The sequence below is a fragment of the Homoserinimonas sp. A447 genome (assembly GCF_054489325.1).
Genome location: NZ_JBTMWW010000001.1, coordinates 182,091 through 203,838, shown reverse-complemented (window position 1 = coordinate 203,838; position 21,748 = coordinate 182,091). Strand labels below are relative to the sequence as shown.

Annotated in this window: 23 protein-coding genes, 1 tRNA gene and 1 pseudogene; 10 read left to right on the top strand and 15 right to left on the bottom strand. The window is 64.4% G+C overall.

Features of this window, described 5'->3' with window-relative positions; genetic code table 11:
- Positions 1-50: 50 nt before the first annotated feature.
- Positions 51-647, bottom strand: coding sequence for a helix-turn-helix domain-containing protein (locus ACX3O0_RS00990; protein ID WP_459106472.1), 597 nt, complete (start codon positions 645-647; stop codon positions 51-53).
- Positions 648-715: 68 nt separating this feature from the next.
- Here ACX3O0_RS00990 and ACX3O0_RS00985 point away from each other — a divergent pair, with 68 nt between their 5' ends.
- The 3 genes and pseudogenes from ACX3O0_RS00985 to ACX3O0_RS00975 all read left to right on the top strand — a co-directional run.
- Positions 716-1,741 carry an NAD(P)/FAD-dependent oxidoreductase gene (locus tag ACX3O0_RS00985; RefSeq protein WP_459106471.1) on the top strand — a complete coding sequence of 342 codons (1,026 nt, stop codon included), beginning with the start codon at positions 716-718 and terminating at the stop codon, positions 1,739-1,741.
- Positions 1,742-1,746: 5 nt separating this feature from the next.
- Positions 1,747-2,409, top strand: a complete 663-nt coding sequence (locus ACX3O0_RS00980; RefSeq protein ID WP_459106470.1) for an SAM-dependent methyltransferase — start codon at positions 1,747-1,749, stop codon at positions 2,407-2,409.
- A 101-nt stretch (positions 2,410-2,510) separates the two neighbouring features.
- Positions 2,511-3,010: pseudogene (locus tag ACX3O0_RS00975) on the top strand (acyl-CoA synthetase family protein); the annotation flags it as partial.
- 194 nt (positions 3,011-3,204) lie between these two features.
- Here the strand turns inward: ACX3O0_RS00975 and ACX3O0_RS00970 are convergent.
- Entirely contained in the window at positions 3,205-3,528 is a 324-nt protein-coding gene (locus ACX3O0_RS00970; RefSeq protein ID WP_459106469.1) for an enoyl-CoA hydratase-related protein, read from the bottom strand.
- On the opposite strand from ACX3O0_RS00970, the gene ACX3O0_RS00965 reads away from it, so the two are divergent.
- Entirely contained in the window at positions 3,518-4,399 is an 882-nt protein-coding gene (locus ACX3O0_RS00965; protein WP_459106468.1) for a LysR family transcriptional regulator, read from the top strand. The two genes, ACX3O0_RS00970 and ACX3O0_RS00965, sit on opposite strands and share 11 nt — an antisense overlap.
- On the opposite strand, the gene ACX3O0_RS00960 is transcribed toward ACX3O0_RS00965, so the two are convergent.
- The 8 genes from ACX3O0_RS00960 to ACX3O0_RS00925 all read right to left on the bottom strand — a co-directional run bounded on the left by ACX3O0_RS00960 (position 4,400) and on the right by ACX3O0_RS00925 (position 12,992).
- On the bottom strand, positions 4,400-5,254 hold the full coding sequence (locus ACX3O0_RS00960) for an ABC transporter ATP-binding protein (RefSeq protein ID WP_459106467.1): 855 nt from the start codon (positions 5,252-5,254) through the stop codon (positions 4,400-4,402).
- Positions 5,242-6,099: an ABC transporter ATP-binding protein gene (locus tag ACX3O0_RS00955; RefSeq protein WP_459106466.1), complete on the bottom strand. Its 858-nt coding sequence runs from the start codon at positions 6,097-6,099 to the stop codon at positions 5,242-5,244. The genes ACX3O0_RS00960 and ACX3O0_RS00955 overlap by 13 nt, the downstream gene beginning before the upstream one ends.
- A complete protein-coding gene (locus ACX3O0_RS00950) occupies positions 6,100-7,620 on the bottom strand; it encodes an ABC transporter substrate-binding protein (protein ID WP_459106465.1) in 1,521 nt (506 codons plus the stop codon).
- 44 nt (positions 7,621-7,664) lie between these two features.
- A complete protein-coding gene (locus ACX3O0_RS00945) occupies positions 7,665-8,561 on the bottom strand; it encodes an ABC transporter permease (protein ID WP_459106464.1) in 897 nt (298 codons plus the stop codon).
- The gene (locus ACX3O0_RS00940) at positions 8,558-9,478 is read right to left on the bottom strand and encodes an ABC transporter permease (RefSeq protein WP_459106463.1); all 921 of its coding nucleotides are present in this window, start codon (positions 9,476-9,478) and stop codon (positions 8,558-8,560) included. Before ACX3O0_RS00940 ends, ACX3O0_RS00945 begins: the two co-directional genes overlap by 4 nt.
- 4 nt (positions 9,479-9,482) lie before the next feature.
- Positions 9,483-10,295, bottom strand: a complete 813-nt coding sequence (locus ACX3O0_RS00935) for an enoyl-CoA hydratase/isomerase family protein (protein ID WP_459106462.1) — start codon at positions 10,293-10,295, stop codon at positions 9,483-9,485.
- Positions 10,285-12,411, bottom strand: coding sequence for an acetate--CoA ligase family protein (locus tag ACX3O0_RS00930; protein WP_459106461.1), 2,127 nt, complete (start codon positions 12,409-12,411; stop codon positions 10,285-10,287). Before ACX3O0_RS00930 ends, ACX3O0_RS00935 begins: the two co-directional genes overlap by 11 nt.
- A 505-nt stretch (positions 12,412-12,916) precedes the next feature.
- Positions 12,917-12,992: transfer RNA gene (locus ACX3O0_RS00925), tRNA-Lys, on the bottom strand.
- Positions 12,993-13,073: 81 nt separating this feature from the next.
- On the opposite strand from ACX3O0_RS00925, the gene bcp reads away from it, so the two are divergent.
- Entirely contained in the window at positions 13,074-13,556 is a 483-nt protein-coding gene (gene bcp, locus ACX3O0_RS00920; protein WP_459090184.1) for a thioredoxin-dependent thiol peroxidase, read from the top strand.
- Here bcp and ACX3O0_RS00915 read toward each other — a convergent pair.
- Positions 13,553-14,011 carry a hypothetical protein gene (locus ACX3O0_RS00915; protein WP_459106460.1) on the bottom strand — a complete coding sequence of 153 codons (459 nt, stop codon included), beginning with the start codon at positions 14,009-14,011 and terminating at the stop codon, positions 13,553-13,555. The two genes, bcp and ACX3O0_RS00915, sit on opposite strands and share 4 nt — an antisense overlap.
- 185 nt (positions 14,012-14,196) lie before the next feature.
- Between ACX3O0_RS00915 and ACX3O0_RS00910 the strand changes: the two genes are divergently transcribed.
- On the top strand, positions 14,197-14,445 hold the full coding sequence (locus tag ACX3O0_RS00910; RefSeq protein WP_459090180.1) for a WhiB family transcriptional regulator: 249 nt from the start codon (positions 14,197-14,199) through the stop codon (positions 14,443-14,445).
- Between the two features lie 24 nt (positions 14,446-14,469).
- On the opposite strand, the gene ACX3O0_RS00905 is transcribed toward ACX3O0_RS00910, so the two are convergent.
- The gene (locus ACX3O0_RS00905; protein ID WP_459090178.1) at positions 14,470-15,966 is read right to left on the bottom strand and encodes a sensor histidine kinase; all 1,497 of its coding nucleotides are present in this window, start codon (positions 15,964-15,966) and stop codon (positions 14,470-14,472) included.
- Positions 15,967-16,044: 78 nt separating this feature from the next.
- Here ACX3O0_RS00905 and ACX3O0_RS00900 point away from each other — a divergent pair, with 78 nt between their 5' ends.
- Together ACX3O0_RS00900 and ACX3O0_RS00895 are read left to right on the top strand one after the other, a co-directional pair.
- Positions 16,045-16,503 carry a nuclear transport factor 2 family protein gene (locus tag ACX3O0_RS00900; protein WP_459090176.1) on the top strand — a complete coding sequence of 153 codons (459 nt, stop codon included), beginning with the start codon at positions 16,045-16,047 and terminating at the stop codon, positions 16,501-16,503.
- Positions 16,500-18,107 (top strand): DUF5671 domain-containing protein, encoded by a 1,608-nt coding sequence (locus ACX3O0_RS00895; protein WP_459106459.1) that lies wholly within the window; start codon positions 16,500-16,502, stop codon positions 18,105-18,107. The genes ACX3O0_RS00900 and ACX3O0_RS00895 overlap by 4 nt, the downstream gene beginning before the upstream one ends.
- Before the next feature lie 12 nt (positions 18,108-18,119).
- Here ACX3O0_RS00895 and ACX3O0_RS00890 read toward each other — a convergent pair whose 3' ends face one another.
- The gene (locus tag ACX3O0_RS00890; protein WP_459106458.1) at positions 18,120-19,343 is read right to left on the bottom strand and encodes an AAA family ATPase; all 1,224 of its coding nucleotides are present in this window, start codon (positions 19,341-19,343) and stop codon (positions 18,120-18,122) included.
- A 2-nt stretch (positions 19,344-19,345) separates the two neighbouring features.
- Complete coding sequence (locus ACX3O0_RS00885; protein ID WP_459106457.1) at positions 19,346-19,999, bottom strand: SAF domain-containing protein; 654 nt, start codon at positions 19,997-19,999, stop codon at positions 19,346-19,348.
- A gap of 117 nt (positions 20,000-20,116) precedes the next feature.
- Here ACX3O0_RS00885 and ACX3O0_RS00880 point away from each other — a divergent pair, with 117 nt between their 5' ends.
- Positions 20,117-20,404: a helix-turn-helix domain-containing protein gene (locus ACX3O0_RS00880; RefSeq protein WP_459090168.1), complete on the top strand. Its 288-nt coding sequence runs from the start codon at positions 20,117-20,119 to the stop codon at positions 20,402-20,404.
- Positions 20,405-20,460: 56 nt separating this feature from the next.
- Here ACX3O0_RS00880 and ACX3O0_RS00875 read toward each other — a convergent pair whose 3' ends face one another.
- The gene (locus ACX3O0_RS00875; protein ID WP_459106456.1) at positions 20,461-21,063 is read right to left on the bottom strand and encodes a hypothetical protein; all 603 of its coding nucleotides are present in this window, start codon (positions 21,061-21,063) and stop codon (positions 20,461-20,463) included.
- A 176-nt stretch (positions 21,064-21,239) separates the two neighbouring features.
- On the opposite strand from ACX3O0_RS00875, the gene ACX3O0_RS00870 reads away from it, so the two are divergent.
- Positions 21,240-21,710: an Rv3235 family protein gene (locus ACX3O0_RS00870; RefSeq protein ID WP_459090164.1), complete on the top strand. Its 471-nt coding sequence runs from the start codon at positions 21,240-21,242 to the stop codon at positions 21,708-21,710.
- Positions 21,711-21,748 lie beyond the last annotated feature (38 nt).

Genomic DNA, 21,748 nt, shown 5'->3' with positions numbered 1-21,748 from the left:
GCCGTCTGCAGCAACACTGCTGCCAGCCTGGGTTGAATTCCCGCCAAGGATCAGCTCATCTCGGTCCCGGAATTCGTTGTGGGGCGGGCACGCAGGTGGATGCGTTTGCCCTCCTTGCTGAAGATGGACAACATTTCGACGGGTCCGGTGCCGGTCGCGGACAGCCAATGCGGAATCCGGGTATCGAACTCGGCGGCCTCGCCGGGCCCCAACGTCACCTCCTGGGCACCGATCACGAGCCGTAGGCGTCCGGATAGCACGTACAGCCACTCGTGGCCGTCGTGAACCTTCGGGTCGGGAACCGCGGCGACCCCGGCCGGGTTCGCGGGCAATGTGACTTTGTAGGTCTGCACTGGGCTCGTCTCAGGCGAGAGCGTCTCGTACTGGATCTCGCCGATGCGCTTCTTCGTGCGCGACACTCGCGGGTCGGGGGCCGCGCGCGGCACGATGTCGTCGAGTTCGAGCCTCAGCGCTCGCGCTATCGGCACCACGAGTTCGAGGTTGGGTGCACGCTTGCCCGCCTCCAGGCGAGACAGCGTGCTCGATGAAATTCCGGTGGTCCTCGAGAGCTCAGCGAGAGTCATGCTGCGCTTCTCCCGCCAGCTCTTCAGGCGGGGGCCGATGAGGGCGAGAGAGTCGTTCGGCATGTGGCTCCGTTGTTGCTGATTCGGCATGGATAGTTGCCACAACGGTACCAGCTCGGCACGATGATGGCATGACGAACGACAGGCACCCTTCCGCAGCATCCGCCCCCGGCCCCGCCCACCCGATATCTGACGAGCCCTGGGACGTCATCATCATCGGTGGTGGCAGTGCCGGGCTCAGTGCGGCCCTCATCCTCGCTCGCGCCCGTCGGCGCGTCCTCGTGCTCGACGCGCAGGAGCCACGCAACCGGTTCGCGCCCCACATGCACGGTGTGCTGAGCCGCGACGGCTACTCACCGCTGGACCTGGTGGCTGACGGTCACCGCGAGGTCCGAGCCGTCGACGGGGTGATCGAGAATGCCCGCGTCGTCGAGACTCGTGCGACCGCCGGCGGCTTCGAGGTCGTGACCGACAGCGGCGCCCGCGCCAGCGCACGCCGGCTGATCGTGGCGACCGGAACCCGTGACCAATTGCCCGACATCCGAGGCCTCGCCGAGCAGTGGGGTCGCGGAGTCGTGGCGTGCCCGTACTGCGACGGCCACGAGGCGACCGGTCGCGCGATCGGCGTGCTCGCAGGCTCCGTGATGGGGCTGCACAAGGCGCACATGCTCCGGTCCTACTCCGACGACATCACTGTGTTCACCGCACTTGCAGGGCCCATACCGGATGCCGACAGACTCGTGCTCGAAGAACGGGGAATGCTGCTGGAGGATCGTGCCGTCACGCACGTCATCACGGATGGCGGCACGCTGACCGGGCTGGGCCTCGCAGACGGCACGGTCGCACCGCTCGACGTGGTGTTCGCTGAGCCAACACCCATCGCGCTGGACGAACCGCTCAGGCAGCTGGGGGCAGCACGCACCGAAACGCACTTCGGCTCGTGGACCGCCGTCGACGAGTTCGGCAAGACGAGCGTCGAGGGCGTCTGGGCGATCGGCAACGCCGCCAACCCGGCAGCGCTGGTCCCGGTCGCGGCGGGCTCCGGCGCGGCCGCCGCCCTCGCCATCAACAGCGAGCTGATTGCGGATGAAGTCGCCGCGGCGTCGGGGCGGGTCGCCGCAACATCCGCCACCCTCGGCTACGCGAAGGGAAACTGAGCACTATGACTCACTCGAAAGACGAAACGATTACCGACCCGACCGAGTTCTGGGAGGCACGCTACGTCACCAACCGCGACGAGACCGGACACGTCTGGAGCGGTCGAGTCAACGAAGCGGTCGAACGCGAGGTGACCGGCCTGACGCCCGGCACCGCCCTGGAACTCGGGGCGGGCGAAGGCGGAGACGCGCTGTGGCTCGCAGCCCAGGGCTGGACCGTCACCGCAATCGACATCTCGGAGACCGCCCTTGCTGTCGGAGCGGCGAAGGGCGCACAGGAAGGCCTGGCCGAACGCCTCGACTGGGTGCAGGCCGACCTGGCCACGTGGCATCCGTCGTCGGAGTTCGACCTCGTGACAGCCGCGTTCCTGCACTCCCCCGTCGAGTTGCCGCGCGAGGAGATCCTGCGGCGCGCAGCATCCGCCGTCGCACCCGGTGGACGGCTGCTCGTCGTCGGGCACGGGGCGTTTCCGCCCGGGTCGAGCCATGCGGAACACGACCACGACGCCCCGCCCCTACCCACACCCGATGAGGTTCTCGAGTCGCTCCAGCTGCCGGATGGCTGGGTCGTCGAGACCAACGCGCTCGTCGACAGGCCGGTCACCTGGCGAGACGGGACGACGGTGACGCTGAGCGACACCGTGCTTCGGGTGCGGCGAGAGCGTTGAATCGAAACCCCGTGCAGGCTCACCGAGCAGCGCACCTGAGGATCCGTCTTCGGGCGGGCAGGCGGTGGGACGGGAATACACTGAGCGACAAGCCTGCACCGGCGCGCAGCCGCGACAAGCCCGGGTCTGCAGGACTTCCACACTTTTTTACGGACGTTCGAATCGCTGACGAGAACGGCTCCGTGAGCCCGGTAGGTGAAGCTGGCGAGATCCAGATTGCCGGCCCAATGTCGTCAGCTCCTAATGGAATCGACCGGATGCTACGGCAGAGTCTTTCACTCACGACGGCTGGTTCCGGTCCGGCGACATCAGCTACCTCGACGACGCGGGCTTCCTGTACATCTCTGACCGGCAGAAAGACATGATCATCTCGGGTGGCGAAAACCTCCACCCGGCCGAGGTCGAACACATCATTATCGAGCTGCCTGCCATTGAGTCCGCAGCAGTCATTGGCGTGCGTGACAGCAAGATTGCCAACCATCTCCAGCAGCGCGCTGCGAAGTACAAGATTCCCAAGCGAGTAGTTGTCGTTCACGAGCTTCCCCGCACCGCAAGCGGCAAGATTCGCAAGTATGAATTGAGGATGCAGTACGGAGGGTGATTACTGCCCAGGCTCGCTGTCGAAAGCTATCTTGCGGAGGAGCGACAGTAGTTGCTGGCGCTCGGCCACGCCGAGCTGGCGCAGCGCGATATCTTCCGCCGCGGCGGTTGCTGCTCTCGCCCTGCCATATAGCTCGTGTCCGGCAGCTGTAGCCTCAATGGAATTCGAGCGACGATCGCGCACGTCTGGCTCCCTCACGCCGAGCCGAGCCGAGCCATCGCGGCCGACCCAATCGCAAGCCTCACATCCAGCCCGGGCATCCGGAAGGTAGCATTCTCGACGGCACACCGCACGTCGCACGTGCTGGCGAGGCTGGCACCTGCACCGAAGCAGTACCCCTCAATCATCGCGATCTTCACAACGGGGAGCGCCGCGAAGTCGCGCATTTGATCGCACTGCCGATTCTCGTCGGTAAGTTGCTGGAGCATAGGTACCCGCTGGACGGATGCCACGGGCAGCGACCCGAAATCACTCACGATCATCACCCTGAAGGGATCGACATGGATAATGGGCGGCATGGACAAGACAGTTATTGAGACGTTCTTGGCCATAGTCGACACGTCGAGCCTGGCGGGGGCCGCGCTGGCGCTGTATGTGTCTCCTTCGGCCGTGAGTCACAGACTCGATGCCCTCGAAGAGGAGCTAGGGGTCCGACTCGTCGAACGTTCGCGGGGCGTCCGCCGAGTTGAACTCACAGTCGCCGGCAGGCGTTTTGAATCACTGGCGCATGAGTGGGTAGAGCTTGATGAGCGAATGTCCGGGGTTTCAACGGAGGTAGAAACGCTCAAGGTAGGAGTACCGCCGAGCGTTGCCGCCTATAATCTTCGCGGGTCGCTGCAGCGGGTTGCTGACCATTCGCTGTTTCGCCTCAAGCTTCGGATTGGGCGATTAGACATCGAGCACCTCCGCGAGCGCCAAATCGATCTCACTGTGGTGGGCTTCCCGACCCTGGCTCGAGACATCGTGTCGGAGCCACTCCTTTCGGAGGGGTTCCGGGTTGTTCGCGGCAAGACGAATGACACGTTGCTGCAACCCGACAAGTCGACCCCGATCTCGGTCACGGATCTGGACCCGATGGATCAGGTGTACATCGGATGGTTCGGCCAATGGCAGTCCTGGCATGCACGTCACTGGCCCGCCGGCGTCTATATCGCAGACGTCGACTCGGCACACATGCTGTCGACGTTCCTGAGTACGCCGCAGCGATGGAGTGTCGTCCCTGAGTCCGTGGCGCGTGGACTGGCTGCGGAAGGCTTCCCCGCATTCCTGCTCGCCGAGCCCCCACCTGACCGCACCCTCTTCTGGGCGTATCGGCGCTCGTCCGACGAAGGAACAGTGACAAGCATCCGCAAGTTGCAGCAGATCGTCCGTGAGGACCTCACCACCTAGTCAGTGCGCGACAACCTGGGACTTCAGTCCGCGATAGACAGTCGGGTCTGGTTGGAGCACGTTCGACAACAGCAGTTTTGTGTACTCCTCCTGCGGCGTGCGAACGATCGCCTCCGTCGCTCCATACTCGACAACGGACCCGCCCCTCATCACCGCGATGTCGTGGGCGAGCGAGGCGACGACTGCCAGGTCGTGCGACACGAAGACGTACGACACCTGGGTCTCTCGCTGCAGTTCTGTGAGGAGGTCGAGAATCTGTGACTGGATTGACACGTCCAATGCCGAGGTCGGCTCGTCACAAATGACGATCGCGGGCTTGGCAATCAGTGCGCGTGCGATGCCAGCACGCTGCAGCTGTCCGCCCGACAGCTCATGGGGAAATCGGCTAGCCTGTTTCGCTGTCAGCCCCACGTGGTCGAGCACCTCGGCAAGGCGTGTTTTCAATACCGAAGCCGGAACCCGAAAACCCCGAACGGTAAGGGGTTCCGCGACAGCTCGCGCGATCGAAATTCTCGGGTTGAGCGACGTGTACGGCGATTGAAAGATCATCTGCACTCTGCGAAGGGCGGCGGCACGGGAGCGCCGCGGCGCGACCCCGATGTCTTGCCCGTCGATGAGGATGCGACCCGATGTGTGCGCCAGCGTTCCGGCGAGCATCCTCGACAAAGTCGACTTGCCGCACCCGGATTCGCCAACGATTCCAAGCGTTTTTCCGCGGCGGAGAAGAAGACTGACACCATCAACCGCGGTGAAGGTTTTCGGCCGTTTGGGCCACGGTTGGGAAACTCGGAAATCTCTCGTCAGGTACTCCGCCTCAAGCACCACTCCGTCATCCTGCGGGATCAGTTCGGCCACGATCGCTCATTTCCTTCTGTGTGCGTGCCGTACGAGCCCTGCGGCATCACCGGGACAGCGGACAGCAGTTCGACGGTCTTCCGATGTGTCGGGTTGTGGAACACCGAGTCGACGTCACCCATTTCCAACATGTTGCCGTCACCCATCAACAGCATTCGATCCGCAACGCGGGCTACCACTCCCATGTCATGGGTCACCAGGAGCACCGACATTCCCAGCTGGGCGCGGAGAGAGAGCAAGAGATCGAGGATCTGGGTCTTAACGGTGACGTCAAGAGCAGTCGTCGGCTCATCTGCGACGAGAAGCTCCGGCTCGAGGGACAAGGCGACGGCGATGAGCGCACGCTGCCGCATCCCTCCGGAGAACTGGTGCGGGTATGCCCGCAACCCCTCCTTTGGTCTGGAAACCCCGACCAGGTCGAGCAATTCCTCGGCCCTCGCGAATGCGGCGCGACGGGATTGGCGGCGGCGCACCATCAAGGTCTCGGCAATCTGGAATCCGACGGTGGTGCTTGGGTTGAGTGCAGCGAGTGCGTCCTGGCTTACGAGTGCGATGCGCTCTCCTGAAAGCAGGCGGCGCTGCCCGGGCTTCAGAGAAAGAATTTCTGTGCTTCCAAGCGAAACAGTCCCCGATACTTCAGCCTTCTGGGGCAACAGCCCGGTTATGGCATTCACAATGGTCGACTTGCCTGAACCAGACTCCCCGACGACGGCGAAAATTTCATTCACTCCGACGTCGAACGTGACCTGGTCAACCGCGTGGACCGCCCCGTGCCGGGACTTGAACACGACGTTCAAGTCCCGGACACGGAGTGCCGGCCCCGCAGCGGGGCTGGATGCGTTCATTTAGTCGGTCGCCAACTTGATGTCCGAAAGGTCGATGGTCGACCCGTTGGTGGGTACCCAATCGATCGAACTCGATGCCCCGAAGAGTGCATCCGTCTGCCAGGCGCCAGCAATGAGGTACTGGTCGTACACGTACTGCTGGATTTCATTCCACAGTGCCGTGCGTGCCGCCGGGTCCGTCTCGGAGCGTGACTCCTGGAACATAGCCTCATAGGTATCGTCAAGCACGATGGACTGAAGCGGGCGCACGCCGCTGTCGAACTTCGATGCGTCGCCCTCTCCGTAGTCCATCGCGATGATGAAGAACGGTCCGCCCTCACCGCTGACCATCTTGCCGATCAGCGAACCCCACTCCATGCTCTGCGGAGTGACATTGAAGCCGACCTCGCTGATCTGGGCGTTGATGGCGGCATAAATGTCGGCATCCGCGAGGTATCGCCCGTTCGACGTCAGGGTGTCCAGACTGATCGTCTGCCCTGCAAGCATCTTTTCGGCCTCATCCCGGTCGTAGGTATATGGGTCCAGCGAGTCGTTGTACTGCTCGACAGTCGGTGCGATGGGCAACGCGAGTCGCGTCGCGGCGTCGCCCAGAAGCGAGTCGAGAATCTCATCGAGATCGAATGAGTGTGCGAACGCCTTGCGCGCCTCGATGTCGTTGAACGGTGCGGTTCGCGAATCGAGCGCGATCATGTGCACGAGGCCACCATCCGCGCGTACCGCCTGGGTGCCGTCATTCGAGCCGACCCGATCCATGTCGGCAACTGGGACGTTATCGATGACATCGACATCGCCGTTGAGCAGCGCGTTCACACGGGTCGAGTTCTCGGGGATGAACTGGAAGGTGGCCTTTTCGACCTCTGCCGCTTCTCCCCAGTAGTCCTCGTTCCGGACTAGCGTGATCGACTCGCCCTTCTTCCACTCCTCGACCTTGTAGGCGCCGGAGCCAATGGGTTGGTCCGAGATTTCATCCTGCGTACGGGTCTCGAAATACTCCTGAGGAACGATGAAGACGCGGCCCGAGCCTCCGGAAGACTGCATGTGGCGGGGCAGCACGGGGTCCGGCTCGGCGGTACGAATCTGCACGGTGAAGTCGTCTACGATGATGACCTCGGTGATGAGCGCGACTGAGCTGGCATGGGTGGAGTTCAGCTCTGGGTCTTGGATGCGTTCGATCGAGTACTTGACGTCATGTGCCGTGAATGGCGACCCATCCTGGAACACGACACCTTCCCGCAACGCGAATTCCCAGACCGTCGGCTCGACCAGCTCGTAACCGAGCGCGAGGCTGGGAAGCAGCTCACCGGTCTCCGGGTCTGCAGTAAGCAGGGTGTCGTAAACCTGCTCGAAGATCGTAAGGTCTGTGCTGTTCGCGCTGGTGGAAGGATCGAGAATGCTGATGCCGGAACTGACACCAATCGTGATCTCGCCGCTTGCTGGTTCTGATGGGGTGTCGCTCGAAGAGCATGCAGTCAGGGTCAGCGCGAGTACGGCTGTCACTGCTGCGACTTTGCGGAGATGCATGAAGTACCTTTCATTGTTTGGTTCTTGGGGTGGCGGACAAGTGGTCATCCTCGCCGAAGCTTCGGATCAAGCCGTTCGCGAAGGGACTCTCCGACCACATTGACTGAGAGCACGAGCACGAAGATCGCCACCCCAGGCAGTGTCGTCAACCACCAGGCGGTAGCGACGTAGTCCCGTCCCTCGCTGAGGATCCGACCCCAGGTGGGGAATTCAGTGGGGGCACCAAGGCCCACGAAACTGAGGGAGCTTTCGGTGATGATGGCCGTCCCGAAAGCGAGTGTTGCCAACACGATGACGCTCGGCATCACGTTCGGGAAGATGTGCCGAGCGACGATGCGGAACACCCCACCTCTCATGACTTTGACGGCCTCAATAAACTCCATCTCACGCACCTGGAGAGTCTCTGTGTACGTGACGCGGGCAAACGGAACCCAGGTGCCGAGAGCGATCACGGCGACGACGAGCGGCACGCTGGGCCGAAAGATTCCCACGATTGTTATTGCCATCAGGAAGAACGGAAATGCGAGCTGCGTGTTGGTGATGAAGATCAGCAAATCGCCCACCCGGCCTCCCACGTAACCGGTGACTACCCCGAGGAGCAGGCCAACAACGGCGGCGATGCCCACGGCAGCCAGAGAGATGAGAAGCGCTGGCCGCGCGCCAAGGATGAGCAACCCGAGCACGTCGCGACCGAGACTGTCCGTTCCGAAGATGTGGAACATCTGGCTCCCCATGGTGCCGGGTTCCAGGAGCCGATCGCGCAATCCAAGTTCCGAAGCTTCCGACGGAACGAGGCTGGGTCCGAACACTGCCGCAATCACGATCAGCGCGAGGACCACGAGCCCGACAATCAGCGCGAGCCTCTGTCCAACCTGCCCGACGGCGCCCTTCCTGGGAAGGAGGACAGCCTCGAACGTCTCTGTACGGGGTGCAAGACTCACGACAGCGTCCTCAGTTTTGGATTGGTCACGCGCACGGCGATTTCGACGAGGATCGTGACCACCACGAAGATAAGCGCGACGTAGACCACGATGCCCTGCACAATGGGAAAGTCGCGCCGCTCGATCGATCGAAGCGCCAGCCATCCAAGACCCGGCCATGAGAACACCGCCTCAGTGAGCACGGCACCGCCGAACAGTGTTCCGATCTCGAGACCGAGTAGCGAGATGACGGGTGTGATCCCGTTCCGCACGATTGTGCGGGTCACGACACGATGCTCTGGCATGCCCTTCGCGCGTGCCGTTCGAACATATGGAGATTGCAGGACGTCGAGCATTGACGAGCGGGTCAGCCGCGCCAGACTCGGAAACGCGGCTGTGGCCAACGTAGTCGCGGGCAAAACGAGACTCAGGTCACCCTTGGTTCCGTACGTGGGGAACAGTCCCAATTGGACAGCGAAGAGCTGGATGAGCAGCAGCCCAACCCAGAACGTTGGCATCGACGCCGTCATTACCGCAAGAATTTGGAGGCCGCGGTCGACAACGCCTCCGCGCCTAACGGCTGCGATGACGCCAAGAGGAATCGCGGTGACGATAACGATAACGAGCGCCGCAGTTGCCAGCACTGCGGTGTTTTCGAAGTGCCTCCAGATGATCTGGAGCACCGAATCTGTCTCGAAGTACGATCGACCGAAGTCGCCCTGGACGACCCCGAGCAGGTAATCGAAGTACTGCGCCATGACCGGCTTGTTCAACCCCAGCTGCTCGCGCAGCGCATCCCGTTGCGCCTGGGTCGCATCGTTCGACAGGATCTGCGCGACGGGGTCGCCGCTGAGTCGCACAAGAGCGAATGTGGCTGAAAGGGCGGCCCACACTACAAACACCCCTAAGAGTAGATGTTTGCCGATCAGACGTAGCATCGGGTCAGTTCTCTCCGTTTGCCGCGCCGCCGAGGCGGACCTCGCGCTGACGAATCCCCGCGGAAGCTCCGCTGGTGCGAATTGTTTCAAGGAACTCGTGCGTTTCCGGATCCTCGAAAGACTGCAGGAGCACGACCGAGTCGACCCAGGCCTCCATGTGCGCTGCCATGCCCTGCGCCTCGTAGGCACGGTTGATGCCGAGCTTGTTCATCGTAATCGCTGCATCCGGCAGCTTTCGGATGACGGTGGTCAGTCGTTCAACTTCCGCATCCAGCTCCCCGTTCGGCACCACCGTGGTCACCAGGCCGATGCGCAGGGCTTCGGCGGCTGCAATTTTTCGGCCGGTCAGGAGCACATCCTTCGCCTGCTTGTGATTCATCATCCACGGCACCATCATGAAGGCTGGTCCTGCGTTGAAGGTGATCTCAGGCTCGCCGAGCAGGCAGTCCTCGGTCGCGATTGTGAAGTCGGCTGGCAGCACCATCTCGAAGACTCCGCCCAGGCAGTAGCCGTGAATGGCGGCGATGACAGGCTTTCGGCAGTTCCAGATCGCCCAGCGAGCGGAGTTGGTGGATCGCAGCGAGTTCCGCTGCGCCTGCAGGCTCTTGTCACCGGCCTCGACGCTGAGATCGAATCCCGCCGAGAAAGCCCGGCCCTGACCTCTGAGCACGATGGCACGCACAGCCGGATCGTCACTGGCCTCCGTGACACGATCGCGAATGAAGTCATACGTCTCATGCGTGAACGCGTTCAGCTTTTCAGGCCGGTTGAATGTGATGTATAGGATCTCATCCTTGAGCTCGCAGTCAGGCAGCATTGTCGGTCTCCTCCGAGATGTCCATGAGTTCGATCGCCGCGTCCACTGCGATCGTCTTGCCGTCGACAATGAGCACGGGATTGCACTCGATCGACTCGATGTCATCTCGAGATTCCAACGCGCCGTGGAGGGCGTTGATCGTCTTGACGAGATCCTGCAGGTCCACTGGATCGTAGTGGCGGAAAGCAGACCACATTGCCCGCGATGACAGTCTGCCGAGAGCAGTCCGCACCCTTGCCTCGGTCGCGGGAAGCAGGCAGACCGCGACGTCATCCACCGCTTCGGCGAAGACGCCACCGAACCCGAGGAGCGCCACAGCGCCAAGCATGGCGTCACGCCTGACGCCCACAAGCATTTCACGAGTTCGCCCGTAGTCTTTCGCGATAAGGAACCCGTCGAGCGCTACCCCGGAGTGCGACATCCGGGTTGCAGCATTCTCAGCGGTGGCGACATCGCCGATGCCGAGGTGAACCAAACCCAACTCGCTCTTGTGTGCGATTTCGGGGGCGATGCCCTTCACCACAACAGGGAATCCGAGCAGCGCAGCGGCTTCTCCCACTTCCCCGGGGATTTTCACCACCGCGGACTTCGGGAACGCCACACCGAACCCAGACAGCAGCTCAGATGCGCCACTTTCCGTTCCGAGGTGGAGGTCCATCGCCGACACCGCCGGGGGCCTTGCCCGGAAGTCTTCGCGCGGCTCGCCGTCAGACGCGAGCCATACCGCTCGCCCACGCAGGGCCTTCAGCGCGACCGCGGCCAGCTCGACCGTTGAGAAGCAGGGGATTCCTGACTTGCGGAGTTCCGTGAGGACGTCGCTCTTGCGGTTGGCGTATGGCGTGTAGAAGACCATGGGCCGGCCGATTTCTCTCTGTAGTGCACCAAGCAGGCGAGCTCCTTCGACGTCTTTTTTCTTGCTTCCCGGATGACTTTCGCTGGATGGTCTTCCAAAAAGTCCGTAGTTGATCGCACCAGAGAAGTGCGGATCGAGGGACACAACCATCTGCGTCAGTTCCGCGAAGAGGTCAGGGTTGCTTGTGAAGGCGCCGGTCATGTCGACGGGGTTGCGCACGGGCGCCCAGGCGGGAAGCTGGTCTCTCAGCTTGCTCTGCACCGCTTCGGAGAACTCTGGGACCTCCAGCCCGACCGCTTCCACCTCGTCTGTAATCGCCGTCGAGTGCCCTCCTCCCGAACCCACGATCGCGACGTCGTCGCCGTTCATGGGCGGGGAGAGCACGAGAGTCTGCGCGACTGGCAGGGCGTGCTCGATGTGATCCACCTGGATCACCCCGGCCTCAAGCAGGAGGGTCGAGAATACCCTGTCAGGCGAGGAGAGTGAGGCCGTGTGCGATTCAGCAGCCCGACCTCCGGCTTCGCCTCGACCGCCCTTGATCGCCACTATCGGTTTGACCCGACTCACCCGAGCGCAGGTTTCGAGGAACTTCTGGCCGTGACCCTCCTTCAACCCTTCGATGTACAGGATGATGACTTCTGTTTCGTCGTCCGTGCCGAGATAGTCGATGTACTCGTGCATTGGGATGTCGGCCTGGTTGCCCAGTCCCACGAACTTCGAGAATCCGATGTCGAGAGTCGGAGCCTGATCCCACAGCGAGAAGGCGATGTTGCCGCTCTGCGACACCATCCCGACAACACCTCGGGGGATTTCGACGACCGAGGTGAGGTTGAGACCGGTGTGGAGGTTGTAGATCCCCATGCAGTTCGGCCCGACGATGCGCATGCCGTGCTGATTGCACTCCTCAACGAGGAGCTGCTGGGCATCGGCCTGCTCGGCACCCTGCTCCGCGAACCCAGACGTGAAGACGACCGCGAACGGCACACCCCGGCGTGCGACGCGCGGAAGCGTCAAAACGGTTTGGGCGGGGCTGAGCAGGTTGAGGGCCACGTCGATGCCATCGGGGAGCTCCTCGGGCGAGGCGTAGATGCGCAGTCCTTCGAACTCACCATTCTCGCGACCCAACAGGGAAATTTCGCCAGCATAGCCGGAGTCTCTCAGCGTGCTCAGGAACTCGAAACTGAGCTTTGCGCGATCCCGGGAGAACCCCAGGATGACTACATGCCGCGCGTTGAAGAGTGGCTCAAGTAAATGGCGATCCAAGTCGTTGTCTCCCAACGGTTCTGTGCGAGGGCGACGGTGCCTTGCTCGTTGACGGCAAGCATAAGCTGGCTCAACCTCTCAATAAAGCGGATTATTTCGACATATAAATGCGATTCGGTGCATGTTTGGCGCCTAGGAGGCCAGCGGCGGAACGGGGCGAAACGTCGAGGCGCGATCACCTCAGGTGCCGGGCTTGAGCGCGAACTTCACCACGTCCTCAGTTGAGAGGTCGCTGCCTACCGTTCACGCTCGATGAGCTCCTCCGCGTGATGGGTGCAGGAGGTAGTCGCCGTCAGTCCCGCGGTAGCGGCGGGGCTCGTTCATACCTCGTATGTAGGGACGGATTTCCCGGCACCACCCGGAAGCGAATGGGGAAGCACTCCGAAGCAACCGGGGCCTGCGGGGTTTCTGATGAATTTCTGACGACTTGACCGTCGTAGAACGTATGTGTGAAAACACCTGCGCCCCGTAGCAGTATGTAACTACGGGGCTCAGGCCCTGTAACTGGTACACCCCCCGGGACTTGAACCCGGAACCCACTGATTAAGAGTCAGTTGCTCTGCCAATTGAGCTAGAGGTGCTTGGCCGATCGCACGAAATCGCGGACCGGTGAACAAGATTAGCATGAAGGGAGACCCGTCCGAATCACAAGGGAGCCCTACATGGCCAACGCCGAAACCGTACTCGAGAAGGGCCAGCCTGCGCCCACCTTCACGCTCAGCGACCAGGACGGCAATCAGGTATCGCTCTCCGACTACGCCGGCAAGAAAGTCATCGTCTACTTCTACCCCGCCGCAAGCACTCCCGGCTGCACCACCGAGGCCTGCGACTTCCGCGACAACCTGAACTCACTGGCATCCGCCGGCTACCAGGTGCTCGGACTGTCCAAGGATGAACTGCCAGCTCTTAAGAAATTCCAGCAGAACGAGAACCTCAACTTCCCGCTGCTCAGCGACCCGAGCCTCGACGTTCATCACGCGTACGGCACCTACGGCCCCAAGTCGATGTACGGCAGGCTCATCGACGGCACCCGCCGGTCGACCTTCGTGGTCAGCGAGGATGGCACGCTCGAGCTCGCTCTCTACAACGTGAAGGCGACGGGTCACGTCGCCATGCTGCGCAAGAAGCTCGGCCTCGACGCCTAGCGCTGGTCTTCAGCGTCGGTATCGTCGGAGGCGGTGGCGGCCAGCACCGGCTTGGTGAACAGCAGCACCAGCACGACTAGCGACAGGATGATCAGCGGCCAGCCGAGGTCCGGCCGGGGGAAGAGCCCCTGCATGCTGCCCACGCCGATCGAAGCCTGAAGCACCTGCCACACCACGGTCGCCCCGCGCGTCCAGGACCGGCCAAGCATGGTGTGGCGGATGATCGTTGCGAGCCAGATCGCGGCCAGCACCGCGAGCACAAGAATGGCGATCGCCGACGGCAGCGACTGCGGCGTATCGATCAGCAACTCGACCACGAGGTAAACGACAGCAGCCCCAACGAGCAACAACTCGATGAACAACAGGATCAGCAGAATGACGAGCTGAGGGGGACGTTTCCGGGGCGCGGATGCTCCGTTGAGCGGCACCCCAGTGGGGGGCGTTTTGTCATTCACAGTGAGATCCCATACAAAACCGTTGATTTGCTACAACCGATATGAGAGTCTATTGGAGGTTGATTTAGCGCCTACAAGGCTGTGGGCAAATCCCAGAAAACCTCTTCTTTTCCTTCCCGGAATTTTCTGTACCCCTGTGCGTGGAGAATCGTTTCCCGCACGTTTACCAAAGGAGCATCCACAGCATGGATTGGCGCGACCAAGCAGCTTGCCTTACAGCCGACCCCGAACTCTTCTTCCCGGTCGGGAACACTGGTCCGGCAGTGGACCAGATCGAGAAGGCCAAGACTGTCTGCGGTCGCTGCACCGTCAGTGAGATGTGCCTGCAGTACGCACTCGACACCAACCAGGACTCCGGTGTCTGGGGTGGCCTCAGCGAAGACGAGCGCCGCGCCCTGAAGCGTCGCGCAGCTCGCGCACGCCGCGCCTCCTAAGCATTCCAGCATCCGCTTGGCGCGCTAGTCCTTCTTGGTGAGCCAGTTCAGCGGAATCGAGATCGTCACCTCGGTGCCACTGCCGACCAGCGTGTGCCAGTCGATGGTTCCCCCGAGCTCCCCCTGGATGAGCGTGCGCACGATCTGGGTTCCGAGCCCTGAACCCACTTTGCCCTCCGGCAAGCCGCTGCCGTTGTCCCGCACCTGAACCGTGAGGGTCTCATCCGTTCGCGCCGCGGCGATCTCAACGTTCCCCTCGCGTCCGGCCAGCCCGTGCTCGACGGCGTTGGTCACCAGCTCGGTGAGCGCCAGGGACAGCGGGGTCGCATAGGCGCTCGGCAGCTTGCCGAAACTGCCGGTGAAGGTCGGATGCGCCTTCGTGTTGTGCGTGGACGCCACCTCGGCGATCAGCAGCAGCACTCGCTCGAACACGGCATCGAAATCGACGTTCTGGCTGAGCCCCTCGCTGAGCGTGTCGTGCACCACCGCGATGGCGGCGACCCGTCGCATCGCCTGGTTGAGTGACTCGCGCGCCTCATCCGAGTGCGACCTGCGCGCCTGGATCCGCAGCAGCGACGCGACCGTCTGCAGGTTGTTCTTCACCCGGTGGTGGATCTCCCGGATAGTTGCATCCTTGGTGATCAGCTCCTGCTCCTGGTGCCGCAGCTCGGTGACGTCGCGGCAGAGCACGATCGCGCCGACGCGCTCCCCCTGGTCCCGGATCGGGATCGCCCGCAGTGAGACGGTAACGCCCTTCGACTCGATGTCGGTGCGCCACGGCGCCCGCCCGGTCACCACCAGCGGCAGTGATTCGTCGACCACGAGCTTGCCGGTGAGCAGCGACGTCGTCACTTCGGCCAGCGATTCGCTCTCCAGCTCCCCCGAGAACCCCATGCGGTTGAACGCCGACAGCCCGTTCGGGCTCGCGAAGGTGACATACCCGTCGACGTCCAGGCGAATCAGGCCATCGGATGCCCGTGGCGCGCCCCGACGCGGACCGGTGGGTGCCCCGAGGTCCGGGAAGTCGCCGTCCGCGATCATCCGGAACAGTTCGTTGGCGCACTCGTTGAACGTGAGTTCCTGCCGGCTGGGCATGCGCGCTTCACTGAGGTTGGTGTGCCGGGTGATGACCGCGATCGGATGCTTCGTGGTCTGGGCTCCGCTGGCGGACAGTCTGCGCAGCACCGGCACCGCGCGCACCCGGGTCGGGGTCTCCTCGTACCAGTCCGGGGCCGCGGAGTCGACGATCTGGGAGGACTCGTACGCATCCGTCACCTGCTTCTTCCATTCCGGCTTGATCGGCTGGCCGACGAAGTCCCGGTAGAAGAGGGTGGCGGAGCTGGATGGCCGGGCGTGGGCGACCGCGACGAAGCTGCCATCGACGGTGGGCACCCACAGCACGATGTCGGCGAAGGCCAGGTCGGCGAGCAACTGCCAGTCGCCGATCAGCAGGTGGAGCCACTCGATGTCCGCGTCACTGGAGCGGCCCTGGGCGGTGACGAGTTCGGAGAGGGTGGACACCCGAACAGCCTACGGGGGCGGCTGGGCGCGCGCACATTGAGGATGGCGTCGCCGGGGCCACTACGACAGGCTGTAGCCATGGACGCATCTGCACCGAAACCCGACCGAACGCTGCTCGGAGTCCTGGCCGTCATCGCCGTGCTCGTAGTGGTCGCCGTGGTGGTGGTGTTCACCCGCGGAACGCCGGAACTGCACGACCCGGGTACACCGGAACGCGCCGTGCAGGAGTATGCCGCCGCGGTGATCGACGGTGACTTCGAAGCCGCCCGCGAGTTGTTGGCGCCGGCGCCAGCTGAAGACTGCGTTGATTTCGGGCCCAAGGCGACCGACCTCCGCCTGACCCTGGTCGAGACCCGCGAGCGCGGCGAGACGGCCACCGTCACGGTGCTGGTCGCGTCCGGCTACAGCGGTGGCCCGTTCGGCGGATCCGGCTACGAATATGAGGAAGCGTTCCAGCTGGAGCACTCCGGCGACGACTGGCTGATTTCGAGCGCCCCGTGGGAGTTCACGGTCTGCCCGAAAGCGGATGCCTCGTGAGCACGGCTGCGGGCGGCGGCGTGCAGACCGTGCGCCGGGTGATCACGTACACCCTCCTGTTCGTCATGGTGGTTACCGCGGCGATCGGCCTGAGCGGGCTCATCGGACGGCTGCTTGACCTCGAAAATGAACTGATTGACGACTCCTCCGGGCTCGCCCAGTCCCTCGCCTTCACGCTCATCGCCGGGCCGCTGGCAGCGGGACTGTGGTGGCTGGTGTGGCGCGGACTTGCCGACGAGCGGGACCGCGCATCCGTCGCCTGGGCGTTGTACCTGGCGTTCGCCTCGACCGTCGCGTTGATCGTGTCGGCGAGCGCCCTGCTCTCCGCTGGCGCTGCGGTGGCAGGCGGCCGGTGGCTCGCGAGCGAGTTCGCCACGGGTCTGGTCTGGGCGGGCGTCTGGTTCTGGCATCGCTGGATGCTGCGGCATCCGGGCAAGGGACCCACGCGCCTCGACGGGGTGACACTGGTCGTCGGCTCGTTCTACGGGCTGGCCGTCGGGGTCGGCGCGGCGGTCACCGCGTTCGCTGACCTGCTGACGGCGGCGACGGATGCGCTGGGAGACTCCGTGGTCATCGGCGGCCCCTGGTGGCAACCGGTACTGCAGTCACTGGTCTGGGCGCTCGGCGGCGGCCTCATCTGGTGGTGGCATTGGTTCCGCGGCGGTGTGCGGGGGCTGAGCACCGGGTTCGCGCAGGTGGTTCTGGTCGTGGTCACCGGTTTCGGGGCGACGGCCTTGTTCCTGACCGGCGTCGCGGTCACGCTATACGTCGCGCTGCGCCTCGCGTTCGACCCTTCCGATCCGGTTCTCGAACGCATTGACCCGCTCGGGTTCGCTGTCTCCGCCGCGCTGATCGGCGCACTGGTGTGGCACTACCACCGCGGCATTGTCGCGCGCCACGTCGCACCGGTACGCCAGGCGACCACGCTGGTAGCCTCCGGTGTTTCGCTGGCTGCCGCAGCATCCGGTGTCGGCGTGATCGTGAACTCGCTCCTGGCGGCGATCGGCACGCCCCTCGCCGAGGAAGGGCTGCGCGCACTCCTGCTCGGCGGCGTGAGCGCGCTGGTTGTCGGCGGTCCGGCCTGGTGGCTGTTCTGGAAGCCGCTCTCCCAGGACGACCAGCGCACGACGACCGGTCGGCGGGTGTACCTGGTGGCCGTTTTCGGCGTCAGCGCGCTGGTCGCCCTCATCACCCTGATCCTGATCGCGTTCCGGCTGTTCGAGCTCGGCCTCGCCGACGTCAGTGGCGAGAGCGTTCTCGACCGGGTGCGCGCGCCCGTCGGGTTGCTCGCCGCGACGCTGCTGGTAGCGGGGTACCACTTCGCCGTCTGGAGGCGCGCGCAACGGAACGCTGAACCGATCGGCCCTGCAGCTTCCGCCATCCGCCAGGTGATCCTGGTGACCGGGTCGGACCCTGAGCCGCTTCGGCGCTGGATCGACGACACCATCGGCGCCTCCGTCACCTTGTGGGTGCGGGCGGATGCTGCGGTCAGCACCGTGGGCACGGATCAGCTGGCGGCTGCACTGGAGGGCGTCAGTGCACGCCGGGTGCTCGTCGTGATCGGTGCTGGCGACAAACTGGAGGTTGTGCCCCTGGAGGGTTGAACCTGGGGATGCTCAGCCGGCCTTGACCAGACGACCCAGCCAGTTGCGTCGTGGTGCCGCCACCGGCGGTGGGAGGATCCGTGCGGTGACCAGCTCTCCGATCGCCACCCGAGCCGGGCTCTTCGCGGCGGTGTCGAGTAGGGTCTTGCCGCTCAGGATGGCAGCGTCGAGCGCAACCTGGTCGTGGGGAACCATCACCGGCGAGGTGATACCGCCGAAGCGTTCCAGCGAGCTGCTCACCTGGGCTGCCGGGCTCGGGCCGATCGCTCCGGTGCGCACCTTGTTCATCACGACGGTGACCCGGTCGGTGACGACCGCCTCCACCAGGTCGACGTGCGCGCGGAGGAATCGGGAGAGCCCGACTGGGTCGGCCGCTCCCACCGCGACGACGTGATCTGCTTCTCGCAGTGCCGCGATGGTTGCCGCGTTGCGGCGCGGGGCGTGCAGGTCGCTGGAGATCTCCTCGTCGTTCTCCAGGCTGAAGCCGGTGTCGACCACCGTGTAGTCCACCCAGTTGCGGCACTCGCGCAAGGTCGCTCCCACCCGCCCGGCCGACAGTTCCGGCCACCGGCTCGGACGCCCGATCCCGGTGAGCACCCAGAAACTGCCGTGGGCGGACAGGTAGCGCTGCCCGATCCGCTCCAATTGCTGCAGGTCGAGGCCGCCGGCCCCGGCCAGGCGACAGGCAGCGGCGAACCCGGGCGCCTCATCGAGAAGCCCGAGGGTCGGGGCGACCGACCCGCTGTGGGTGTCGACATCGGCGAGCGCAACGGTGTGCCCGGCAGCAGCGAGTTCAGCCGCCAGGTTGACAGCAATGGTGGTCCGCCCGGGCGACCCGGCCGGGCCCCAGACGACGATGACCTGGCCCACCATGTCGAGCAGAGGCGGCGCGGAGTGCAACCCGTCGCCGCGCAGGGCCTCCTCCACGGCGTCCCATCCCGCCTCGGCCAGCACCACCTCCTGCAGCCCCAGTGCCGCCGCGAACCGCGACCCCTCGTCGCCCTCGGCGAGCGCGACCAGGCGGATGCCCTGCGCATCCGCCTCCACCATCAGCCGATCGGTGAGGTAGCGGGGCTCGGCCGCGACCAGTGCGCGCTCCGCACCGGACAGCGCGAGAACGGATGCCAGCTCGTCGGCACTGTCGCAGCGGGCAACCACCTCATGTCCGTGCCTGACCAGCTCGGCGTTGACCCGATCTTCGACCGCAACGGGGACGGCAATCGCGAGCGCGCTCATCGTCAGCCCTTCGCCGACGCGGTCATCGGGAGGTTCACCGGCACCAGCGAGAGCGCATCTGCATTGGCCAATGCCTCGAGCATCCGTGCGGTGCGATTGCGAGGCACCAGCAGTTCGACGCTGACGGCGGCGGAGCCGGCGATGATGCTGTCCGACTCGATCACCTGCACCACGGTGGCCGACGGGACGAGAACGGATGGCGGGCCGAACAGCCCGGAGTCGCCTTCCCGAGCCGCCCAGACGTCGACCACGGAACCCGCATCGACGGATCGCGGCAACTGGGTGGTCACGGCGATGACGACGGATGCCAGCCGCTGCCCGGCCGTGCTGCCCACCGCCGACGACGGCACCAGTTCGCCCTCGGCGATGGTGCGGGTGACGATCAGCCCGTCGGACGGGATCGCATCCGCGTCCAGGTACTTGCCGGTGACCGTGCCCAGCCGGACGCTCTGCTCGACCAGGTCATCCGCGCCGATGCGGTCGCCGACACTGAGCACGGCGCGGGCGGCGTAGACGGTGGTCGTCTGGTCCGCGGATGCGACGACCACGAGTACGCCGGCAACGGAAGCCACGACCAACACGATGCCGATCGCGAAGCGGGGATCGAACCAGAACGAGCGCGGCGTTCGTTCGCGTTGTTCGGCTTTGGGTGTCATCCGTCGTCTCCATCGGTCGTGTCTGCCGTGTCGGTTAATGGTTACGGTCGTTCGCGCTGCGCGGGAAAGTTATCCACAGCCCGGCACTGGATGGGCGCGCTCGCGCACAATAGAGGCATGGATGAGAACGGCACCGAGGGCGCAGACCTCGCGGGTGTTGGGGCGCTGGGGCGTTTCCTGACGCTGGCGGACACCGCGGAGATCCTCAACATCTCGGCCGGCCAGGCGTATGCCCTGGTGCGTTCTGGTGAGCTCCCGGCGATCAAGATCGGTGCCGGCGGACATTGGCGTGTCGAGCGGATGGTGCTCGAGACGTACATCCAGGCGATGTACGAGGAGTCGCGGCGCATGAGCCTGTGGAACCAGTCCGACTTCGGCAATGTGACCGAGTTCTCCCGCGGCTGACCATCCTGAGCGAACCCCGCTCCCTGAGCTCGCCGAAGGGACAGCCGCTGGCGAGCTCAGAGCCGGACCAGCCGCAGTTGCGCGAGCGGCACGATGCGGTGCTGCTTCACCTCGGACTCCCGCCTCGGCGCGCCCCTCTCGTGCAGCGCCAGGTCGACGTGGTCCCTGCCGACCCGGTCGATGGTTCCGTGAATGGTGCCGGTGAGCAGTTCGAGGTCGAGGGCCTGGCGCCGCCGGCACAGGTCGCGCAACACGAACGCGAGGCTCAAGCGCGCCGAGAGTTCGCGAGGACCAGATCCGCCGTCCGTCGAGGTGAGGCTGCCGGCCACCTGCTCCGGTCGCAGCACAATCCCGCTGACCCCGGCGAGCGGAATGATGCATTGCCGACGGCTCGAGGAATCGTCGAGCAGGTCGGCGGAGAGCCAGTCCTTGCCGAGAGCGACCGGATGCACCACGATCGGCTGTCCGTCGGCAAGCAGCAGGCGGATGGTGCAGTCCTCCCCCGCAGATTCGGCACCGTGCAGCGCCGCCAGCCGGTCGCGGATGGACATCCTCCCCAGCCGCAGCCGCTCTTCCTCTGCCCGCAGGTCGATGTCTTCCGCAGTCAACTCATGCTCGAGTTGGCTCTCCAGGTCGTCAAACAGGTTGTCCCATCGCATGCAGTGAACGTATCGAGCGGGTGCGACACCGGGGCGAGGTTATCCACAGCCCCGAAATGGGGGCGTGGACTATTCCTCGAAACACTGGTTGAGTCACATCCGAGTCGGACCGCCCCCATTCGGGGGTAGACGCCATCCGCGCCCGGCCCGCTTCCTCTCTACTGGAAAGTGACCTGATGAGCGCTGCGTCGACCGCCACTGCCACCGTTACGCTCAGCAGCCGGGCAACCAGCCTCCCCAGCAAGGTCATCCACGCCCCGTTTCAGTCGGACGAGTTCTTCGGGCGGCAGCCGACCACGACCTCGACGCTTCCCGACCCGACCCCGCTGCTGGAGAACCTCACCCGGTGCGTCATTGAGATCCTCGCGGGCGCCCGCGAACTGGAGCAAATCTCGCGCTGGGTGAGTGATGAGGTGTATCGGCACCTTCTCAAGCGTGTCGTCCTGTCGGCGCGGGCCAGGCGGGCACGCAATCAGCCGGTGGCCCGACCGAATTTCGCTATCGGCTCGACTGTCTTCAGCGAGCCGAAGGACGGGATCGTCGAAGCCGTGGTCATTGTCCGCGGGCGAGCGAGGACCCGCGCGGTGGCGATTCGCCTCGAGGGCCTCGACAGCCGCTGGCGCGCGACCGCCATCAACGTGCTGTAACTTCCCTCGATACCCTGCAGTCGGCCGGCTCCACCGAA

Bases quoted from the DNA above. Each gene is read 5' to 3' on its own strand.
- bcp (WP_459090184.1), top strand. From the start codon at position 13,074: ATGGCCAACGCCGAAACCGTACTCGAGAAGGGCCAGCCTGCGCCCACC.
- ACX3O0_RS00970 (WP_459106469.1), bottom strand. From the start codon at position 3,528: ATGCCGCCCATTATCCATGTCGATCCCTTCAGGGTGATGATCGTGAGT.
- ACX3O0_RS00990 (WP_459106472.1), bottom strand. From the start codon at position 647: ATGCCGAACGACTCTCTCGCCCTCATCGGCCCCCGCCTGAAGAGCTGG.
- ACX3O0_RS00910 (WP_459090180.1), top strand. From the start codon at position 14,197: ATGGATTGGCGCGACCAAGCAGCTTGCCTTACAGCCGACCCCGAACTC.
- ACX3O0_RS00950 (WP_459106465.1), bottom strand. From the start codon at position 7,620: ATGCATCTCCGCAAAGTCGCAGCAGTGACAGCCGTACTCGCGCTGACC.
- ACX3O0_RS00935 (WP_459106462.1), bottom strand. From the start codon at position 10,295: ATGCTGCCTGACTGCGAGCTCAAGGATGAGATCCTATACATCACATTC.
- ACX3O0_RS00955 (WP_459106466.1), bottom strand. From the start codon at position 6,099: ATGAACGCATCCAGCCCCGCTGCGGGGCCGGCACTCCGTGTCCGGGAC.
- ACX3O0_RS00870 (WP_459090164.1), top strand. From the start codon at position 21,240: ATGAGCGCTGCGTCGACCGCCACTGCCACCGTTACGCTCAGCAGCCGG.
- ACX3O0_RS00880 (WP_459090168.1), top strand. From the start codon at position 20,117: ATGGATGAGAACGGCACCGAGGGCGCAGACCTCGCGGGTGTTGGGGCG.
- ACX3O0_RS00985 (WP_459106471.1), top strand. From the start codon at position 716: ATGACGAACGACAGGCACCCTTCCGCAGCATCCGCCCCCGGCCCCGCC.
- ACX3O0_RS00890 (WP_459106458.1), bottom strand. From the start codon at position 19,343: ATGAGCGCGCTCGCGATTGCCGTCCCCGTTGCGGTCGAAGATCGGGTC.
- ACX3O0_RS00940 (WP_459106463.1), bottom strand. From the start codon at position 9,478: ATGCTACGTCTGATCGGCAAACATCTACTCTTAGGGGTGTTTGTAGTG.
- ACX3O0_RS00965 (WP_459106468.1), top strand. From the start codon at position 3,518: ATGGGCGGCATGGACAAGACAGTTATTGAGACGTTCTTGGCCATAGTC.
- ACX3O0_RS00875 (WP_459106456.1), bottom strand. From the start codon at position 21,063: ATGCGATGGGACAACCTGTTTGACGACCTGGAGAGCCAACTCGAGCAT.
- ACX3O0_RS00885 (WP_459106457.1), bottom strand. From the start codon at position 19,999: ATGACACCCAAAGCCGAACAACGCGAACGAACGCCGCGCTCGTTCTGG.
- ACX3O0_RS00980 (WP_459106470.1), top strand. From the start codon at position 1,747: ATGACTCACTCGAAAGACGAAACGATTACCGACCCGACCGAGTTCTGG.
- ACX3O0_RS00900 (WP_459090176.1), top strand. From the start codon at position 16,045: ATGGACGCATCTGCACCGAAACCCGACCGAACGCTGCTCGGAGTCCTG.